Source organism: Paenibacillus salivarius (genome assembly GCF_051307165.1).
Lineage (GTDB): Bacteria > Bacillota > Bacilli > Paenibacillales > Paenibacillaceae > Fontibacillus.
Genome location: NZ_CP195592.1, coordinates 5,401,777 through 5,417,717, shown reverse-complemented (window position 1 = coordinate 5,417,717; position 15,941 = coordinate 5,401,777). Strand labels below are relative to the sequence as shown.

Sequence of the window (15,941 nt, the reverse complement as noted above, 5' to 3'; positions counted from 1 at the left end):
TCATTCCTCCTAAATCCGATTTGTTTTTTCAAGAGTTGCGGTGCACCAGTCGATAGCCGCTTGGGTAACCCTTTTCCCGTAATCCAATGTAAATAGCCAGTAGGCAGCATCTTCGCTGTCGCTTTCGTGATCGGTAATGGTCTTCTCGATGCCGAGGTAAGTTTGGTAGCGCTCCTCCAGTTTTTGTTTATAGTCCGTGAGCAGCGCTTCCGTGCTTTCCCCGGATTGATAGCGTCCGAAGAAAAGCTTGAGCAAAATTTCGTTGCGTTCGACAGGGATCTGCTCCATCGGTTGTTCCAGCCAGTTTTTTAAAGCGTCAATGCCTTTCGCGGTGAGAAAATACTCATGCCGGTCCGGTTTCCCCGGATGGGTCGAGGTTTGAACCTCCGCCAATCCCTCCTCGACAATGAACTTCAACGTCGGATAAATCTGGCCGTAGCTGATTTTCCAGAAATGACTCAGGCTCTGGTCCATCAACTGTTTAATGGCATAGCCGGATTTGCAATCCGTCGTTAAAATGCCGAGTATCGCGTAAGTGGTGTGATTATAGCCAGCCAAGTCGATCACCCTATCTTTATGATATGTATCATTTAGATATATAGTACCTTAAAAATACGGTCGTGACAACCCGGTTTCCGGTGATATAGTTAAGTTAACAATGGCAGAGGAGGCCGCAATTCATGCAGCAAAACGAAAACTTGAGACTATACGCGCTGCCGGACATCGAGCATTTGAAAGTCCACGGCAGAACTTCGGGGAACCTTGCCCCGTTAACTTTGTTCTGGACGGGAAGCGCGATCGAGCTTAATGCTAAAGGATCTGAGCTGTGGATCGAGGTCGAAGCGGACTATGACACATACGAGCCTTGGATCAGCATCGTCATCAACGGAACAACTGTCAGCCGGCAAATGGTTACAGCGGGAAGACATTGGGTTTGCGTGTTCAGGGGCATGAATCCGGGAGCCGTGAAAAATGTGCGCGTCGTTCGGGATTTGCAAGCCATGAGCGGAGACCCGAGCTGCGTGCTCCAAATCCATGCGGTGAAATTCGACGGGGAATTCGTGCCGGTCGAAGCGAAGCCGTATAAGGTGGAATTTATCGGCGACAGCATAACCTCGGGAGAAGGAGCGATTGGCGGCAAAGCGGAGGAAGACTGGATTCCGATGTGGTTCAGCGCCATACATAACTACACTTACATGACGGCGGAAGCTCTGAATGCGGAATACCGGGTCATTTCCCAAAGCGGCTGGGGCGTGCTGACGTCTTGGGACAACAATCCCAACGGGAATATACCCGACCGATACGAGCAGGTATGCGGACTTCTCACCGGCGAAAAAAGCAAAGCCCTCGGCGCTTCCGAACCGAACGACTTCGCTTCCTGGCAGCCCGATGTGGTGGTCGTCAATTTGGGAACCAACGACGACGGCGCTTTTCACTCGCCTGCTTGGAAGGACCCGGCCACCGGTAATCTCCATAAGCAGCGGTTGAATGGAGACGGCACGTACAACGAGGAAGATGTGAAGCGTTTTGAAGAGGCGGCTGCGGGCTTCCTTGCCAAGCTTAGAAAATACAATAAGCACGCGCAAATCGTATGGGCCTATGGCATGCTCGGAATCCCGATGATGCCGGCCATCTATCGTGCGGTCGATAGCTACAGAAAACAAACGGGCGACACCAAAGTGTCCGTCTTCCAGCTTCCGAATATGACCGAGGAGACGGTTGGCGCAAGAAGCCATCCCGGTGCATTAGCTCACGAAAAGACGGCAAAGGAGCTGGCAGGGCACATTCGGGATTTGTTAATGAAATAGCAACAAAGCCCCGGCCTTCCCGGCCGGGGCTTCTTCTTTACAACGCGTCTCTTATTACCTTCTTGCAGTACAACACGGATAAGATGCCGAAGATCGAATACAGGGCGGTATAGATGACCATGACGATGACCATTGGCGTCCACAGCTCGGTTCCGAAGAAGAACCAACCGGATTTGACGGCAAAATAACTATGCAGCAGGCCGATCACAAGCGGGATCCCGAAGTTGTACAGCTGTTTGGCCTGAATGCCTCTCAGTAAATCGCCTTGGGTAAAGCCGAGCTTGCGGAGAATCGTAAAGGTCGGTTTTTCGTCTTCGCTTTCATCCATTTGTTTGAAGTAGAGGATGCAGCCCGACGTAATCAGGAACGTCAAACCGAGGAACCCGCAGATGAACATCATCATCCCCATCGTCTGCTTCGTTTGCAGCTTTTCTTCAAGACGGGAGAGATTTTTGGTGCCTTCATTCAAGCCAAGGCTTAAATATATTTCATTTGCCCGGGAAATCTTCGTCTCGTCCTGAATATTTATCCCGATAAAGAACGGAGGCTTATCCTGAAGCTTCGGAACGAGATCCTGCTTCAAACGTTGGAACACCGTCTCATCGACCACCGCTACAGGCATGCTGCCGCCCGAGAGGTTATAAGGTACGATAAATTCGTCTCCGAGACCCGTGTAGCGCAGCGGGAAAGACTCTTTTTGTCCGATCACTTCCACAGACCCCGAATCGCCAAAATTCATAATGGTGCTAAGCGCGTCGTTTTTCCCCGTAAGAAAGAGTTCATCCGGCGCGACATCCAATCCTTCCGTATCTTTATCGCTTATGGCGGAAAGGTCGATCAGCTCGCTGTCGAAATTGACCTCTTTCATATGCGTGGTCAGAACTTCCTTCATGTTCAACTGAATCCGGACGATTTCCGCTTTTTTCTCCTCGTAAGCAATGCCTTCGGCCTTCAACCCGTCCGTGAATGACTTGGCATCCCCTTCGCTAACCAACGAAAAATGAGTAGGGACGCTGTCGATCGCGTTCTGTTCCGCCGAGTAATAGGAAATATAGCTCAAAGAAAGCAATCCGATCGCCAGGGCAGACACCGTCGTAATCACGGTCAGCAGGAACGCGTTCGATTTCATCCGGAACATGATGGACGAGAGGGACAGCACCTCGTTAATGTTCAGGTAGCCGCCTTTCTTTTTGCGGATCAAATTCGTCACGAACGTCACCGAGCCTTTATAAAACAGGTACGTCCCGCTAATGACAAAGCCGAGGATGAGGATCATGGCCAGGAACAAGGTCGCCATCGTCGAGAAAGCGCCGCCGAACAGCTCCGTCGATACGTAATAACCGCCAAGAATCAGCACGATGCCCATCGCTCCGTAAATCATTTGAAACAAAGTGACTTTGCCGACTTTTCCTTCGGCCGAGGAGACGACCCTGAACAAGGACAAGATGCTTTGTCTTTTGATAAACGTGTAGTTCATCAGCAAAATAAAGAGATAAATGACGCCGAATACGATCAGGGACCTCTGCAGTGCCTCCGGCGAGAACCGGAGCGCGGTTTGCACGTCGACATCTATAATTTTCAGCAGAATCATCATGACGAGCCGGGATCCGGAAAATCCGAGGAACACGCCGACGACCATCGAACCGAAATACAACATGAAATTCTCTGCGCTGAGCAGCCGGAAGATGCCGCCCTTCGTCATGCCGATCAACTGGAACAGCCCGATTTCCTTGCTGCGCCGTTTCACGAACAGCTGGTTGGCGTACAGCAGGAAGATGGACACGATGATGATCAGCAGGATGGAAGCGGCCTTAATGGACGCACCGCCTTTTACCGTTCCTTTGATTTCATCGAGTGCCGGGTCAAATTGCAGGGTGACGAAGGCAAAGTACAAAGCGACGCTGAAAACCAGGGCAAATACATACAGAAAATAGTTTTTGATATTTTTTCTTAAGTTCCGCAGGATCAGCCGACTAATGCTCATATTGCACCCCGCTAAGCACAGCCTGGGTTTTCATAATGTCGTTGAAAAAGTTCTGCCGGGAGGCCTCCCCGCGATGCAGCTGCGAATAAATTTGCCCGTCTTTGATAAAAATGGCTCTGCTGCAGTAGCTGGCAGCCGCGGGGTCATGCGTAACCATGACGATCGTGGCCCGCCGTTTCTGGTTGAGATCGCCCAGCTTGTTCAGCAGATCGGATGCGGATTTGGAATCCAGGGCGCCGGTCGGTTCATCGGCAAAAATAATGCTTGGCTGATGGATAAACGATCGGGCCGCGGAAGTGCGTTGCTTTTGCCCCCCGGATATTTCATTGGGGTATTTGTCCTTGATTTCATAGATGCCCAATTCCGTCGCCACATCTTTAAACTTTTGATCGGCTTCCTTTTTGGAGATCTTCGTAATGGACAGCGGCAACAGAATATTTTCCTTGACCGTCAGGGAGTCCAGCAAATTATAGTCCTGAAAAATAAATCCCAGATGACGCTTGCGGAATTCGGCGAGCTGCTTTTCCCGCATGCCGGTCATTTCCTTGCCGTCAATGAAGATCGTGCCGGCGCTCACCTGGTCGATGGAGGAGAGCACGTTCAGCAGCGTCGTCTTCCCGGAGCCGGAGGCCCCCATAATGCTGACGAATTCCCCTTCTTCCACGCTGAGGTCGATGCCCTTCAGCACCTCTTGTTTATTCAGACGATTTCCGTAATTTTTGAATATTTTCGAAGCCTCTAATATTTTCATCTCCACGTAACTCCTTTCACTGATAGCTTAATTATAAGAAGCCGCGGGATAACAATCCTTCGATTCGCCTAACAAACGGCAAAGGCACGTGACATTTTTGTCACATGCCTGTCAGCCGGTGAAATTCGTTTCTGAGCGGGAAGGTCAGGGAAAAGGTCGTGCCTTCTCCCCGGGCCGAGTTAACGTCGATCCGGATCAACAGCGTTTCGGCCGCCTTTTTGGCCAAATACAAGCCCATGCCGGTCGCCGCATGATCCTGATGCTCGGTCGTTGACGTGAAGCCCCGGTCGAAAATGCGCGGCATGTCCTTCGGATCGATGCCCCGTCCGGCATCCCGGACCCGGATCACGGGCACGCCATGCTCCTCACGGCTTGTCACCCATATATCGGAGGAAGGCTCGCTGTATTTTACCGCATTGGTCAGAAGCTGGCGGAGGATAAAGGCCAGCCACTTGCCGTCGCTGTACACATCGGCGGCTTCAAGCTCGACCTCAAACCCGATGCCTTTCTGAATGCACCAGGACTGCAATGCTTTGATTTCCCCGAAAATAATCGGCTTCACATCCAGCTTCTCGATATGTAAGTCATTCTCCATAAACAGAATCCGCTTTTGGTGAAGCTGCTGATCCAACAGCAAGTGAATCCGCAGCCATTCATGGGACAACTGGGCTTTCACCGGCTCGTCGTCCAGGCGCTCGATGATTAAATGCATGGCGGTCAACGGGGTTTTCACTTCGTGAATCCAGGACAGGAGATCGTCCTTTTCCTGCTCCAGGGCCAGAAGGTGGGCGGAGGCCTCCCTTTTCAGCCGGGCCGTCTGGCTCAAGATGACATCCTCCACGATTCGCTCGAACGGGCTTTCCGCGGCAGCCAAGCTTGCGACATCCAGGCCGCTTTCCCACTGCTCCAGATTTTTGTAGAATCGGACTTCCTTCTGATAACGAAGGACGATAAAAACGATGAACAACAGTGCCGCCAAAAAAACAATATAAAGCACGGGCATGAGCGGAATGGAGGAATCCACGTACGCGACGAAGGAAATGAAGAACAGAATGACGGGAACAAGCGCGATCCAGGCGGCTCTTTCGGCAATAAACTTTCGGATCATTTTCCGTCAGGCCCCTCTTCCACCGCCATATAGCCTTGTCCAACCTTCGTTTCGATCCACGGGCCGAGGCCGAGTTCATCGAGCTTTTTCCGCAAACGGTTCACATTGACGGTCAACGTGTTGTCGCTGACGAAACGCTCATCGTCCCATAAGCTTTTGATCAACTGCTCGCGGGTGACGATTTTGTTTTTGCGTTCGACGAGCTGCTTCAGAATAAACATTTCGTTCCGAGTGAGCTCGACCGTCCCGGCATCATTGCTAACGGTATTGCTCTCATAATCCACCGTGGCCCCGCACCATGTTTTCAACTTCACCTGTTCGGTATTGTAGTTGTAGACCCGGCGCAGCGTCGCCTGGATTTTGGCGATCAGCACCTCGAAATGAAACGGCTTCTGAATGAAATCGTCCGCTCCGAGCTGCATCGACATGACCATATCGGTCGGATGATCACGGGAGGACAGAAATATAATCGGCACGTTCGAATGGGCTCGGATCGCCCGGCACCAATGGAACCCGTCAAATTTGGGTAATTGTATATCAATTATGACCAAGTCCGGCTTGATCGCCGTAAATTCCTGCATAACGTTGCCGAAATCCGAAATCCCGTACACATCATAAGACCATCCCGTCAAGCGGTCCCGGATTTCGTGGAACAGGCTGGCGTCATCTTCAATAAGCAGCAGTTTAAACAATCGGGTTCACCATCTTTCAAAAGAGACGAATAACTAAATTCATTCTATAGGAAGCCATGGATGGATGCCAGCATAATGCATAACGGGGACAAGGCAGTGCGACAATATCATAAAGAACGGATGCTGGTCCCAATAGGAGGTTTTCAAGAAAAAATGACGCAAAAAGGGATAACGTTTCCTGACGGTTTTCTCTGGGGGGGAGCGACTGCGGCCAACCAGATAGAGGGTGGATTCGGCGAAGGGAACAAGGGGTTGAACATCGCCGATGTTCTTCCCGGCGGGAAGGAACGGCTGAGGATTTTGCAGGAACCGGGGTTCGACTTTGAAATGGATCGTTCCAAATATACGTATCCGAATCACGAGGGCATCGACTTTTATCACCGGTACAAGGAAGATATTGCCCTATTTGCGGAGATGGGATTCAAAGCTTTCCGTTTGTCCATCGCCTGGAGCCGCATTTTTCCGAGAGGGGACGAAACGGAAGCCAATGAGGACGGGCTCGATTTCTATGAACGGGTGTTCGACGAGCTGCATAAGCATGGCATCGAGCCGGTGGTGACGATCTCCCATTACGAGATGCCGCTTCATTTGGTGAAAGAGTACGGGGGCTGGCGAAACCGCGAGGTGGTCGGCTTTTTCGAACGATATGTGAATGTCATCTTCAACCGGTACAAAAACAAAGTGAAGTATTGGATGACCTTCAACGAAATCAACAGCGCTTTTGAAATGCCGATTATGAGCATGGGATTTGCCATTCACCGGGAAGAGGACCGCTATCAGGCCAGATTCCAGGCTTTTCACCATCAGTTTGTCGCAAGCAGCATGGCAGTGAAGGCCTGCCACGAGATTATTCCGGGTTCAAAAATCGGCTGCATGCTTCTGTTCGCACCGGTTTACGCCTTTGATTGCAGCCCGGAGAACCAGCTGTACGCTCTGGAAGAGGAGCGGTTGTTCAACTATTTTTGCGGGGATGTCCAAGTCCGGGGCGAATATCCTTCCTTCATCCGTCATTATTTCGAGAAGCACGACATTCGGCTGGATATCCGTGAGGGAGACCTTGACCTGATCGCCAAGTATCCGGTGGATTATATCGGCTTCAGCTACTACATGTCGCGGACGGAAAAGAAGGAAAAGACGGAAGGGGACAAAGTGCAGGGCAATATTTTGTCGGGCGTCAAAAACCCGTTTCTCGAAGCGAGCGACTGGGGCTGGGAAATCGACCCGACCGGGCTTCGGATCTCCTTGAACAAGATGTATGAAAGATACCGCGTACCTTTGTTTGTCGTGGAGAACGGCCTGGGGGCGCGGGACAAAGTGGAGGAGGACGGATCGATCCGGGATGACTATCGCATCGATTACTTGCGAAAGCATATCATCGCCATGCGCGAAGCGATCCGTGAAGACGGCGTCGAGCTGATGGGGTATACCAGTTGGGGCTGCATCGATCTCGTCAGCGCTTCTACCGGAGAGATGTCCAAGCGATACGGCTTCATTTACGTGGACAAGCAGGACGACGGCAGCGGCACGATGGAGCGGATCCGGAAGAAGTCCTTCTACTGGTACAAGGATGTCATTGCTTCGAACGGGGAGAACCTTTGAACATATCTTGGGGCAGGAACGGTCAGGGGAGGACTACTCTTTTTTGGTTAGTTCCATACCCAATTGTTTAAGATAATGAAAGAACGAACAGGGTCACAAAACAAATCAATAATGAGGTGATCATCCATGGCAAACGGACAGGCAGCACATCAGGAAGCCGTTGAAACCGTTCGGGATTTGATCAAAGGGATCGATACGGCGATGCTGACGACGGTTTCGAGCGAAGGCCTTGTATCGCGTCCGATGAAGACCCAAGAGGTCGAATTCGACGGAGATCTGTGGTTTTTGACCATGAAGGATACGTTCAAGTACGAGGAGCTCCAGCAGAATCCGCACGTGAACGTGTCGTACGTAGGCAAATCCTACGTTTCGATCCGCGGGAAAGCCGAGCTGGTGGACAGCCGGGCCAAGATCAAGGAATTCTGGAACGCCGCTTACGCCAAGCTGCTCGATACGACCAGCGACGATCCGAACCTGGTGTTAATCAAAGTCAAGGCCGAAACGGCCGAATACTGGGAGACGGGCAACCTGACCAAAGTGGTGAAGCGGTTCTTCGCCAAACTGACGGGAAACGAATCGGACACGGAATTGAACAAGACAGTGGATTTGTAAGAGAACGGCCGAGGGCCGTTCTTTTTTTATGGATAAACCGCATAATCATCTTCTTTGTATTTGGTTCAATAACGGCACAAAATCCTGAAATTATATTAGAATCACAGAGCATCACCAAAACTGAGCGAAGGAGAGAGGCGGATTGAGGAAACGACAACGTTGGCTGGCAATCATCGTATCATGTTTGTTACTGGTTTCATCTTTTCCTTTGGCGGTTCATGCGGACGACGGGAACGACCCTTTCCCGGGCATGATTCAGATCACGAGTGATTGGAAAGGCAGCGTATTCGGAGATGTAGGCGGGCAGGACAAAATTACGGCCGCTAACTTCGGAATTACGGAAAACCCGGACGGAACAGTGACACTCCGAAGCGCGAATGACCGGGGCAAAATTTCGAGCAGCACCGAAGGTATTGCCTATTACTTCAAGGAAGTGGCTCCTGACGCTAATTTTGAGTTGACGGCTACGGCGCATGTGGATGCCTGGACGGCGCACAATCAGGTCTCGTTCGGCCTGATGCTGCGGGGAAACGTGTGGGATAACGAACACGGTGCCTATTCCGGAGATTATGCGGCGCTGGGCGCAGCGGACCAAGAAATGAAAGCGCTTCATAAGTCGCTCGGGGGCAGCCTTCAGAAGACGGACATCTTTGCTTCGGCGAACCGTCCGGCCATCGGCGAGGACTATCCTTTGAGCATTAAAAAAACGGGGAATATCCTTGTTGTGAGCATCGGGGATGAAACGAAGGTCATCTCGGATTACGCGGGGGACCTTCGCTATGCGGGTCTGTATACCGCCCGTAATACGACGGTTACCTTCAGGGACGTGAAGCTGCAGGTGGACAGCCCGGAAGAAATTGAACTGGGGGAATGGAAATTCAGCGCCTTCGGCAGCAACACGAGCGAGTCGAAAAATCCGCCCCCGGTAAACCCGAGTGAAACGTCGGTAACCCTTGTTACCTACGGCGGGAAAATCGCCGGCAGCGATGAGGGCCTTTCGTTTTATTACAAGGAATTGCCTGCGACGGCAAACTTTGAATTAAGGGCGAAAGCTACCGTCCTCTCCTTTAACGGCGACAGCAGCATCAGCACGCCCAACCAGAAATCTTTCGGCCTGATGCTTAGGGACGGCGTGGGCAGCCATGGCGATTCTGCGCAGAGCACGGCGAACTATGCGGCGATTGGCGCGTTGGACCAGGTGATGAAGGGCTTTTATAAGCACCAGGGTAAACAAACTAAACTGAATCCTCCGGGGGGCATCGATCCGCCTGCCGCCGGAGAAGTATACGATTTACGCATCAAAAAGTCGGGATCGACCTATTTGCTGTTCGTGAACGGCGAGAGCGGAACGGTGATGCAGGACGATATGTTTGGCAGCACTATCGCGGCGGGCGTTTATGCGGCCAGGGATGCCACGGTGACTTTTGAGGATATCGCTTTTTCCATCGAAAATAAAACCGTGAGTTCCATCACGGCGGATGCAAGCGGAATGGCTAAAACCACTTACCTGGTGGGCGAAAGCCTGGACTTGACGGGGCTTATGGTTACGGCACATTATTCGGACGGCAGCGAAGCGATCTTATCGCCGGGCGAATATATCGTCACGGGCTTTGACAGCAGCCGAGCGGGGACGATCGAGATCACGATCCACTTTAACGGGGCTTCGGCAAAGGTGCCCCTGTATATTGAACCGCTCACCGTAACGTCGATGGGAGTGAAGTATTTTCCGGCCAAAACGGAGTATTTCCTCGATGATTTATTCGACCCGGAGGGTCTTGTCATCACGGCCGAGTATAATAACGGCTTCAAAAATGCGGAGCTGACAAGCGACAAGTTTTCTTTATGGATCGATGGCCTGAAGGTTTCGGAATCGTCTCCATATAAGTTTACGAAGCCGGGCAATATGGAGGTGATGGTATTGTCCCACGAGACTCCTGGCATGGGGGTAAGGTTTGAGATTACCGTAAAGGAAGCCTTGCTGAAGGAGCTTGAAGTGAGGCAACAGCCGGTAAAGAAGGTGTATTTTCTCGGCGATGCGCTGAACTTGGACGGCCTGATGCTGTATGCCAAATATAGCGACGGTTCGGAGGTCAGATTAATGAAAGGGGAGTATACGGCTTCTCCGTTAGATACCTCTACGCCCGGCAGTAAAACGATTGTCCTGACACATAAAGGATTGACGGCATCCATCCCCGTGACGGTGAAAGCGAAAGAACTGACGGGGATTGAAATGACCGGCTTTCCCAAAACGACCTTTCAGTCGGGAGATCCGTTTGAGGCGGCCGGGCTGAAAGTATCCAAGGTGTACGATAATGGCGACAGGGAGGAGTTGACGGATTATACGCTGGATACTTCGGATTATGACGGTCAAAAAGCCGGGGTCTATGACATTCGGATTATTCCCGGGGACCGGTCTATCGATCCGATTGTTTATCAGGTAACCGTCAGGGAACGGTTCGTGCCGGAATGGCATGCAACTTACTTCGGTCAGTCCACTTCAGCCGGCAAAAATACGACGGAAATTCGCAGCGACGGGTCAATTGGACTTGTGGCGGCGGATGGCGGCGGAAAGGTGACCGAGGATCACGACGGGATTACGTTTTATTATACGGAGCTGGATGCGGATACGGATAACTTCGTGCTTTCCGCCGACATTCAAGTGGTTTCTTACGCAAAATCTCCGCATGACGGGCAGGAGTCCTTTGGCCTTATGGCTAGAGATGCGATCGGCGTAATGGGCAATTCGAGCGTATTCGCATCCAATATCGCTGCGGTCGGAGGCTATAGCGGGGGAACAAGAAGCGATAACGGCACTCAGTTGTTTGTTCGTACGGGGGTGGAGTCTCCCGACGGTGCGGGCAGCCAAGGCATTCAGGCTTTGATGCTGAGGGATGAGCTGCCGGGACCGGGCAATACGCATCCGGCTAAGCCCTATCGCTTGACGTTAGCGAAGACCAACAGCGGGTTTGAGGGCAAGCTGAACGACGGCAAGAATGAACTGCTGTTCGCCCCGGATATTTTGAATGTGCAGGATTCCAAAATGTACGTCGGCTTTTTTGCCGCCCGGGTGGCGAGCATTGTGGTCAGCAATGCGGATTTGACGGTAACGGCAGCTTCTACGGATGCCCCCAAAGTCATTCCGCCGGCTGAACCGGTCTCGCCTTCGCTCGAAATTCTATCGCCGGACCGGACATCGGATCAGGATTACCGACTGATACTTCGTTCCAATGTAAACGGTACGGTTAGTGTCAAGCAGGGGCAAAAGCTGATCGCCCAGGATGAACGTGCGGACGCGGGACAGCGTCTGAGTATTCCGGCCAAACTGGAAGCGAAGGGCGACGCGAATTTCAGCATTGTCTTTGTACCGGATGATACTCAGAAATTAACGTCTTATGACAAAATGGTGCGGAATTTCACGGTGACGATGCGAGAATATGCGGTAGGAACGGATATTATCGTTTCGCCCGATGGATCGAGCGCGGGGGATGGGACGGTCGACCGGCCTCTGGATATCGATACGGCGATCGATTTCGTGAAGTCGGGACAGCGCATCATTTTGCAGGATGGGCGGTACGTGCGAAGCTCGAAGCTTGAAATTCCGAATTATAACGACGGCAAGCCCGGAGCGCTGAAAGCCTTGGTTGCCGCAGAAGGAGCGCGTCCCGTCATCGATTTCGACAAAAAGTCGGAAGGGGTCGTGCTCAGCGGAAACTACTGGCATGTGATGGGAATTGATTTCACCCGGTCGGCAGATAACACGAAGGGTTTTACGGTTGGCGGCAGCCATAACATTGTGGAGAACAGCAGGTTTTACGGGAACGGGGATACCGGTTTGCAAATCAGCCGAACGGACTCATCCGCTGTAAGCATAACGGAATGGCCTTCGTACAATTTGATATTGAACAGCACTTCGTTCGACAACCGGGATCCGTCCGACAACAACGCCGACGGTTTTGCGGCTAAACTGACCTCGGGCATCGGCAATGTGTTTAGGGGCTGTCTGGCCCATAACAATATCGATGATGGCTGGGATTTGTATACGAAAGCAGGGTCCGGGGCCATCGGCGCAGTAGTGATCGAGAACAGTGCGGCGTTCAATAATGGATTTTTGACGGACGGCACGGTTGGCGCAGGGGACAAAAACGGGTTTAAACTGGGAGGGGAAGGCATCCATGTGCCTCATGTGATCCGCGGCTCCATTGCTTTCGGAAACGGGGCATACGGCTTTACCAGCAACAGCAACCCGGGCGTCATTGCCATAAATAATATCGGCTTTAACAATCGCAGCGGCAACCTGAGCTTTACAACTTATTCGAATATTACACCGGATTTTAAGTTGAACGGCTTTATTTCCTACCGTACGGCGGACATCGGCAAAGACCAATATCCGGCTTCGCTTCGTGCGGATAACAACTATTTGTTCGACGGAACCAATTCGGTGAATAAGGCAGGCAAGGCATTGACGGATGCCAACTTTGTCAGTCTGACTCCGGTCACCGATTATGAGCGCGATGAGAACGGGAATATCATTTGGGGAGACTTCTTGAAATTTATCGATTTCAACACGCCTGATCCCGGCCATCCTTCCAATCCGGGAGGCGGGGGTAGTTCGGGAGGTTCCGGTGATAGCGGCGGAAACGGCGGGAACGGTTCAAGCTCCGGTTCTGCCGGAAGCAGTCCGGACACGGCAGTCGGCACACCAGGGAACGGCACGCCTGAGGATTCCACCGACAACGGAACCTTACCGCCTGCCCGCATGTTCACCGATGTGACGGGGCATTGGGCTGAGGCCAGTATCCGCGAGGCTATCTCTCTGGGCTTTATCAACGGATATCCTGACGGAACCTTTAAGCCGAATGGGGCCGTTACGCGCGCCGAGTTCGCCGTCATGCTTGCGAAAGCATTGAAGCTGGCGGACGCGGACGGGAACGCAGCATCCGAGCCAGTAGCCTTTACGGATCAAGTCGAGATTCGGCCTTGGGCGCGGGATGCCGTCGCTATGGCTATTAACGCCGGGATTATTGAGGGATACGAAGACGGGAGCTTCCGTCCATCCGGCAACGTAACCAGGGCCGAAATGGTGACGATGCTAGCCAGAGCAGCCGGGCTCCCGATCAAGGAGGATGCGGCTACCCAGTTTGCCGACGATGGGCAAATTCCGGCATGGGCCAAAGGTGCGGCGGCAGCGATGCAAGAGCACGGCATCGTCACCGGCCGAGCCGATCGGCAATTCGCGCCTAACGATACGGCTACCCGAGCCGAGGCGGTCACGATGATTTTAAGATTGCTGGGCTTCAAAAATTAAATTTTCATCTTGCACGATACGTAACAGCAGCCGCCGTTAGCGACCCATCGCTTACGGCGGTTTTTTGAAGGCTTGATGTAAAATCCAGGAGAGGTATAATGGGAGTCATATCATTCATTGCTAACAATAGTTGGAGGTTATCATGCATACGAAGCAGAGCTTGATCGCTCAACTTGAAAGCGCTGGCATTGACCGGCTTGGAACGGTACTGATACATTCCTCGATGAAAAAGATCGGCGATGTGGAGGGAGGGGCGGACACGGTCCTGGATGCCCTCTCGGAGTATATGAAGGACGGCTTGCTGGTGTTGCCGACGCATACGTGGGCATACATCAATGCGGACAATCCCAAGTTTTACGTCGAGACCTCCGAGGTTAACGTAGGCATTCTGCCGGAATTGTTCCGAAAACGTCTCGGTGTGGTTCGTTCGCTTCACCCGACGCATTCCGTGGCTGCACTAGGCAAGGATGCCGCGGCATTTACGGCGGGAGACGAGCGGTGGGACACGCCTTGCCATCGGGAGTCCGCCTGGGGCAGATTGCTGGACCGAAAAGCGACCATTCTCCTCGTCGGCGTCGATTTACGGAGAAACACATTTATTCACGGGATCGAAGAATGGGTGGATATCCCCGGCAGGCTTACCGATGGCCATGAGAAGCTTTATACGGTGCTTGCCGACGGAACCGAAATTCCGGTCCCATCCCGGCGTCATTGTGGGCTGCCTTGGTCGGAGCACTTCTGGAAAGTGGAAGGCGTGCTTGAAGAACAAGGGGCGCTGTACCGTTCGAAACTGGGCGATGCGGACGTATTGGTCTGCGATACGGTCAAGATGACGGAGATCCTATCGGAGATGCTTCGCGACAACCCAGATCTGTTTTCGGATAATGAACCGTTAAAGGCGTAATTCATAACTCTATAGCGTGGGGCTGCTACCGACGTCTGACGATGACGCGGGAGCAGCCCTCTTTGTCGATAATCGAATTGACTCAACAGACGCTTACGGAACTCACAGCCCTTATTTGGCCTAAAAGTAACATTTTCAAGCCCTAACGGAACTCAGCGCTCTTATTGGCGACTTTCAAGGGAAATAACCTGGTTTGAAGGCAAAATAGCGGCTTTCAGTTCCGTTAGATTATCTAATTCAGCGTTTGCAAGAGAATAACGGCTGTGAGTTCCGTTAACTCTCTTGAGTTTTTGACGAAAGCCATCAAGCAGATGACCGTCGCAACGATGAACGTCATTCTCCCATCAGATCCGGATACATTTCTTTCGCCAGATCCTCAATGCCGGCAACGATATTGAAGCTGTATGTCATAAAGGTGTTGTATTGAATAACAAAGATCTGCTTATTCTTAACGGCGTTCAGGTCCTGCAGCGCCTTATTCGCATAGATCTTTTCGACAGGGTTGGCAAGTCCGCTGCCTAAAAAATCCATGTACAAAATCACGTCGGGATTCATGGCAAGCAGCTTCTCTACGCCTACGCCGTCGCCTATCTCGTTCGTTGCCGGGACGAGCTTCAGCCGTTTTACGGCATCGTTTTGATACGCGAGCGATTCGCCCGCAAAAAGGGAGGCTTTATTTCCGTTATAGTTGACCATAAACACGAAAGTACGCGCTTTGCCGATAGGTTCCAACTTGGCAGATATGGCATCGAGCCGCTCCTTTAGACTGACGCCGAACTCGGATGTCCGCCTTTGCATGTTGAAGATTTTTCCGAACTGCTCGATATCGGTAAACAAATCGTCCATCGTCGTGCCGGGACGGCTGGCATGCTGCATATAAGTTCGTATTCCCAATGTGTTCAAGTCTTTCACCGTTCCATGCCCCCACTCTTCAATCGTAAACTGCTCGCCCCGGCACCCCACGAGGTCCGGCTTCGCGCCGAGCACCAATTCCTTGTTTGTATCGTCACTCACCAATACCGTGATTTAGGGCGCGTAATCCTCACCACATCCGGATACGGCTTTCCGTAGAGGCGGCGGTTCCAACGATGCGATCCACCGGCCCGAGCTTCAGCAGACAGCTCCGTTACGCCTCGGGTGTTGGCGACAACCCGCCGCGGTGCTTTATCGAAGGTTTG

The 15,941-nt window shown here is 52.2% G+C and carries 11 protein-coding genes; 5 read left to right on the top strand and 6 right to left on the bottom strand.

Going from position 1 to position 15,941, the window contains the following annotated elements; genetic code table 11:
* Nucleotides 1-9 precede the first annotated feature (9 nt).
* The gene (locus tag ACSFXJ_RS25055) at nucleotides 10-558 is read right to left on the bottom strand and encodes a PadR family transcriptional regulator (RefSeq protein ID WP_435923021.1); all 549 of its coding nucleotides are present in this window, start codon (nucleotides 556-558) and stop codon (nucleotides 10-12) included.
* 122 nt (nucleotides 559-680) lie between these two features.
* Here ACSFXJ_RS25055 and ACSFXJ_RS25050 point away from each other — a divergent pair, with 122 nt between their 5' ends.
* Nucleotides 681-1,808, top strand: a complete 1,128-nt coding sequence (locus ACSFXJ_RS25050; RefSeq protein WP_435923020.1) for an SGNH/GDSL hydrolase family protein — start codon at nucleotides 681-683, stop codon at nucleotides 1,806-1,808.
* 37 nt (nucleotides 1,809-1,845) lie between these two features.
* Here the strand turns inward: ACSFXJ_RS25050 and ACSFXJ_RS25045 are convergent, their stop codons facing one another.
* The 4 genes from ACSFXJ_RS25045 to ACSFXJ_RS25030 form a co-directional block, all read right to left on the bottom strand.
* Nucleotides 1,846-3,792 (bottom strand): FtsX-like permease family protein, encoded by a 1,947-nt coding sequence (locus tag ACSFXJ_RS25045; protein ID WP_435923019.1) that lies wholly within the window; start codon nucleotides 3,790-3,792, stop codon nucleotides 1,846-1,848.
* A complete protein-coding gene (locus tag ACSFXJ_RS25040; protein WP_435923018.1) occupies nucleotides 3,782-4,543 on the bottom strand; it encodes an ABC transporter ATP-binding protein in 762 nt (253 codons plus the stop codon). Before ACSFXJ_RS25040 ends, ACSFXJ_RS25045 begins: the two co-directional genes overlap by 11 nt.
* A gap of 100 nt (nucleotides 4,544-4,643) precedes the next feature.
* Nucleotides 4,644-5,651, bottom strand: coding sequence for a sensor histidine kinase (locus ACSFXJ_RS25035; protein WP_435923016.1), 1,008 nt, complete (start codon nucleotides 5,649-5,651; stop codon nucleotides 4,644-4,646).
* Nucleotides 5,648-6,343 carry a winged helix-turn-helix domain-containing protein gene (locus tag ACSFXJ_RS25030; RefSeq protein ID WP_435923014.1) on the bottom strand — a complete coding sequence of 232 codons (696 nt, stop codon included), beginning with the start codon at nucleotides 6,341-6,343 and terminating at the stop codon, nucleotides 5,648-5,650. Before ACSFXJ_RS25030 ends, ACSFXJ_RS25035 begins: the two co-directional genes overlap by 4 nt.
* A 153-nt stretch (nucleotides 6,344-6,496) precedes the next feature.
* Here ACSFXJ_RS25030 and ACSFXJ_RS25025 point away from each other — a divergent pair, with 153 nt between their 5' ends.
* From ACSFXJ_RS25025 to ACSFXJ_RS25010, 4 genes are all read left to right on the top strand, one after another.
* Nucleotides 6,497-7,942: a glycoside hydrolase family 1 protein gene (locus ACSFXJ_RS25025; RefSeq protein ID WP_435923013.1), complete on the top strand. Its 1,446-nt coding sequence runs from the start codon at nucleotides 6,497-6,499 to the stop codon at nucleotides 7,940-7,942.
* 126 nt (nucleotides 7,943-8,068) lie between these two features.
* Nucleotides 8,069-8,554: a pyridoxamine 5'-phosphate oxidase family protein gene (locus ACSFXJ_RS25020; protein ID WP_435923012.1), complete on the top strand. Its 486-nt coding sequence runs from the start codon at nucleotides 8,069-8,071 to the stop codon at nucleotides 8,552-8,554.
* A gap of 142 nt (nucleotides 8,555-8,696) precedes the next feature.
* Nucleotides 8,697-13,859, top strand: coding sequence for a bacterial Ig-like domain-containing protein (locus tag ACSFXJ_RS25015; RefSeq protein WP_435923010.1), 5,163 nt, complete (start codon nucleotides 8,697-8,699; stop codon nucleotides 13,857-13,859).
* A 142-nt stretch (nucleotides 13,860-14,001) separates the two neighbouring features.
* Nucleotides 14,002-14,763, top strand: a complete 762-nt coding sequence (locus ACSFXJ_RS25010; RefSeq protein ID WP_435923009.1) for an AAC(3) family N-acetyltransferase — start codon at nucleotides 14,002-14,004, stop codon at nucleotides 14,761-14,763.
* A 333-nt stretch (nucleotides 14,764-15,096) separates the two neighbouring features.
* On the opposite strand, the gene ACSFXJ_RS25005 is transcribed toward ACSFXJ_RS25010, so the two are convergent.
* Nucleotides 15,097-15,777, bottom strand: coding sequence for an ABC transporter substrate-binding protein (locus ACSFXJ_RS25005; protein ID WP_435923008.1), 681 nt, complete (start codon nucleotides 15,775-15,777; stop codon nucleotides 15,097-15,099).
* Nucleotides 15,778-15,941 lie beyond the last annotated feature (164 nt).

Bases quoted from the DNA above. Each gene is read 5' to 3' on its own strand.
- ACSFXJ_RS25050 (WP_435923020.1), top strand. From the start codon at position 681: ATGCAGCAAAACGAAAACTTGAGACTATACGCGCTGCCGGACATCGAG.
- ACSFXJ_RS25045 (WP_435923019.1), bottom strand. From the start codon at position 3,792: ATGAGCATTAGTCGGCTGATCCTGCGGAACTTAAGAAAAAATATCAAA.
- ACSFXJ_RS25040 (WP_435923018.1), bottom strand. From the start codon at position 4,543: ATGAAAATATTAGAGGCTTCGAAAATATTCAAAAATTACGGAAATCGT.
- ACSFXJ_RS25035 (WP_435923016.1), bottom strand. From the start codon at position 5,651: ATGATCCGAAAGTTTATTGCCGAAAGAGCCGCCTGGATCGCGCTTGTT.
- ACSFXJ_RS25025 (WP_435923013.1), top strand. From the start codon at position 6,497: ATGACGCAAAAAGGGATAACGTTTCCTGACGGTTTTCTCTGGGGGGGA.
- ACSFXJ_RS25020 (WP_435923012.1), top strand. From the start codon at position 8,069: ATGGCAAACGGACAGGCAGCACATCAGGAAGCCGTTGAAACCGTTCGG.
- ACSFXJ_RS25010 (WP_435923009.1), top strand. From the start codon at position 14,002: ATGCATACGAAGCAGAGCTTGATCGCTCAACTTGAAAGCGCTGGCATT.